The following is a 2,754-nucleotide window of genomic DNA, read 5'->3' as shown; positions in this document are numbered from 1 at the left end:
TGCGTCCACGCTCATCGAGCGGCGGGCCGAGACCGCTGTCGATGTCGACCTCTCCGTGGTCAACTCCGGCGCCTCCCGCGTCCGTGCCGACGGCGCCTGAGCTTGCTCTCTAACTTTTGCGGTTGCGGTGGCTTCGAGAGTGAGTTCGTGTTTCACGGTCTGCCGCCGACATGACGGGGTGCGATCGGGGGAACGCAGGTCATAGCGTCGGAAAAGGAGGTGTGGGTGCCTCGCTCGGCGTTCCCGCTCGGCGCTGCTCCTAGCATCGGGGATTCCGGCCTGCACCTGCCGGTTGGCCGGACCGAGCGAAGGGGATGGCAATGAAGGCATGCGGAGTGTCCGGGGCGGATGAGGACGTGGTCCTGCTGGAGCTGCCCGATCCACCGTTTCCCGGTCCGGGTCAGATCCTGGTGGCGGTCGAGGCGGCCGGAGTCGGAGCGTGGGATCGGCTGCTCAACGGCGCCGGCTGGGACGTCGGGCTGCGCCCCCCGGCGGCGCTGGGAGTGGAGGGTGCGGGCCGGGTGCGGGCGGTCGGCTTCAATGTCGATGAGTTCGCCATCGGCGACCGGGTGCTCGCGCACGAGGCACCGCTGCCCGGTGCAAGCGGCTTCTGGGCCGAACGCGTCCTGCTCACCGCGGCTCATGCGGCGCCGTGCCCGTCCGGGCTGCAGCCGGTGGAAGCGGCGGCACTGCCGGTCAACGGCCTCACCGCGTGGCAGGCCCTGGCGATGCTGGGACTCGGTCGAGGGCAACGGCTGCTGATCACCAACGGAGCCGGCAACACCGGTTCCCTGGCCATTCAGCTCGCCGCGGCCATGGGCGTCGAGGTGACCGCGACCGCATCCGCTTCCGCCACCGACCGCCTGCGCGGCCTCGGCGCGGCGCAGGTCGTCGACTACCACGACCCGAACTGGCCCGATCAGGTCCGCGGACGGTTCGACGCTGCGCTGATCGCCGCCAGCGGCACCGCGGGGGCCGCCCTGCCCCTGGTACGGGACGGCGGTCGGCTGTGCTCCCTGACCTCGGACGCGCCCCCACCGGAGCGGGGCATCACCAGCACGAACCTGTACGTGCGACCCGACGCCGCACAGCTCGCCCGGCTGGCGGCGCAGCTCAACGAGGGGACATTGCGCCTGGCGCCAGAACCTCTCCCGCTACGCGAAGGGCCAGCCGCTTTCGCCCGCGTGGCCGCCGGACGGACCGGCGGCACGAAGATCGTGCTCATCCCCTGAGTCTTCACTCGGGCATTGGCTGGACCGCGGTCACCGCGCTGGTGATGTTCGCCCTCGCCCTTCGGCAAGGCCCGCACCGGTGCCGCGCTCGACCCGCGCCGAACACGACCTGTTCCACCGGTTCCACCGAATCCGGGCGCGCAGCGGGCTCGCCAACGCACCCGGGATGCCACCGGCGGCCACATCCGCGACCGGACGCACATCCACCACGAGGGCACCGTTGGTGAGCAGCCGCCGGACCTGGTCGACGTCCAGGGTGGGCAGACCTGGCTCGCCCTCGGCGACGTCGAGGCCGCGTCGGTTGGCCTCCGCCAGCACGCGAAGGTACGCCGGGTGCGAGCCGAGCGAGGCGAGCGGCCGGTCGACGAACGCGTCGACGTCTGCGGCGGCCGGCAAAGGGTTGGTGACCTTCTGGGCGCAGACAGTGTCGGGGCCGCCCGCCGCCTCGTCGACGGGATGCTCGAGTGGCGGCTGGCCGGGCTGCCGGTGGCCACCGGAGCCGCATGAAGGCCACGTAGGTGCCCGAGCCGGTCGGCACGGCGGGCCGGGACCAACGTCCCTGGCCCCGGAGCAGCGTCGCCAGCCACGGTCGTATTAGGCGGCCTGACCGACCCCGAGGGAGTGACCCGCGATGATGTACGGCTACGGAATCGGCTGGGGCTGGATGATGCTGATGCCACTGGTCTGGATCGTCCTGCTCGCGGTGATCGTCTGGGCCGTCGTGCGGCTGGTGCAGCGCCCCGGCGACCGGACCCCGCCGCAGCGCAGGGAGACGGCGCAGGAGATCCTCGACCGCCGGTTCGCCTCCGGCGAGATCGACGCCGACACCTACGCCGACGCCCGGGCCCGCATGGCCGGCCGGGAACCCAGCCCGCGATGAGCTGGCTACGCCGCCGCTGGCTGCCGCTGACGGTGCTGGTCGCCGCGACCACCATGCTGGTCACATCGATCATGTGGGCCGTCGCCGCCCTCGGCTGGTCTCCGGTGGGCGGCATGATGGGCCCCGCGGTACGCGGCGACGCGCCGGTGCGGAACCTGGCAGCCGCCGACCGTGCCGCCGCACGGTTCGCCCAATCGTGGGGGCTGACCGTCGGTGAGGTGATGCAGTTCGACAATGGCTTCTACGCCGAACTGGTCGACCCCGCCGGAAACAGGGCCACCGAGGTCCTCATCGACTGGGCCACCGGCACCGTCGGCCTCGAGTGGGGGCCGGCGATGATGTGGAACACCGCCTACGGCATGCACCCCGGCCCAGCCGGCCGGCAGCCGCCGGTCGGCCTGGACCAGGCCCGCCGCCTCGCCGACGCGTGGCTGTCGGCCAACCGGCCCGGTGAGCACGCCGACGAGCCCGAGGCGTTCCCGGGCTACTACACCCTGCACACCCTGCGCGGCGACCGGATCGTCGGCATGCTCTCCGTGCACGCCACCACCGGCGCGGTCTGGTACCACACCTGGCACGGGCGGTACATCGCGATGAGTGAACAGTGAGCGCACATGTGGGGTGATGGTGCGGGGACGGGCG

Annotated in this window: 4 protein-coding genes; 3 read left to right on the top strand and 1 reads right to left on the bottom strand. The window is 72.2% G+C overall.

The window, feature by feature from the left end; all coding sequences use genetic code 11:
• Positions 1-320: 320 nt before the first annotated feature.
• Positions 321-1,232: an NADP-dependent oxidoreductase gene (locus tag VGR06_RS43035; protein ID WP_327565045.1), complete on the top strand. Its 912-nt coding sequence runs from the start codon at positions 321-323 to the stop codon at positions 1,230-1,232.
• Positions 1,233-1,262: 30 nt separating this feature from the next.
• Here VGR06_RS43035 and VGR06_RS43030 read toward each other — a convergent pair whose 3' ends face one another.
• The gene (locus VGR06_RS43030) at positions 1,263-1,628 is read right to left on the bottom strand and encodes a hypothetical protein (RefSeq protein ID WP_327565044.1); all 366 of its coding nucleotides are present in this window, start codon (positions 1,626-1,628) and stop codon (positions 1,263-1,265) included.
• A 235-nt stretch (positions 1,629-1,863) separates the two neighbouring features.
• On the opposite strand from VGR06_RS43030, the gene VGR06_RS43025 reads away from it, so the two are divergent.
• Together VGR06_RS43025 and VGR06_RS43020 are read left to right on the top strand one after the other, a co-directional pair.
• Positions 1,864-2,112, top strand: a complete 249-nt coding sequence (locus VGR06_RS43025; protein ID WP_327565043.1) for a hypothetical protein — start codon at positions 1,864-1,866, stop codon at positions 2,110-2,112.
• A complete protein-coding gene (locus VGR06_RS43020; protein WP_327565042.1) occupies positions 2,109-2,720 on the top strand; it encodes a hypothetical protein in 612 nt (203 codons plus the stop codon). The genes VGR06_RS43025 and VGR06_RS43020 overlap by 4 nt, the downstream gene beginning before the upstream one ends.
• The last annotated feature ends 34 nt before the right edge of the window (positions 2,721-2,754 follow it).

Origin of the sequence: Actinophytocola sp. (genome assembly GCF_036002505.1) — a bacterium.
GTDB lineage: Bacteria > Actinomycetota > Actinomycetes > Mycobacteriales > Pseudonocardiaceae > DASYTH01.
Note: the sequence above shows the minus strand (reverse complement) of the source record. Positions and strands in the feature narration are given on the sequence as shown.

What these genes read in the sequence shown, in the direction of transcription:
- VGR06_RS43035 (WP_327565045.1), top strand. Translation starts at nt 321, where the DNA reads ATGAAGGCATGCGGAGTGTCCGGGGCGGATGAGGACGTGGTCCTGCTG.
- VGR06_RS43025 (WP_327565043.1), top strand. Translation starts at nt 1,864, where the DNA reads ATGATGTACGGCTACGGAATCGGCTGGGGCTGGATGATGCTGATGCCA.
- VGR06_RS43020 (WP_327565042.1), top strand. Translation starts at nt 2,109, where the DNA reads ATGAGCTGGCTACGCCGCCGCTGGCTGCCGCTGACGGTGCTGGTCGCC.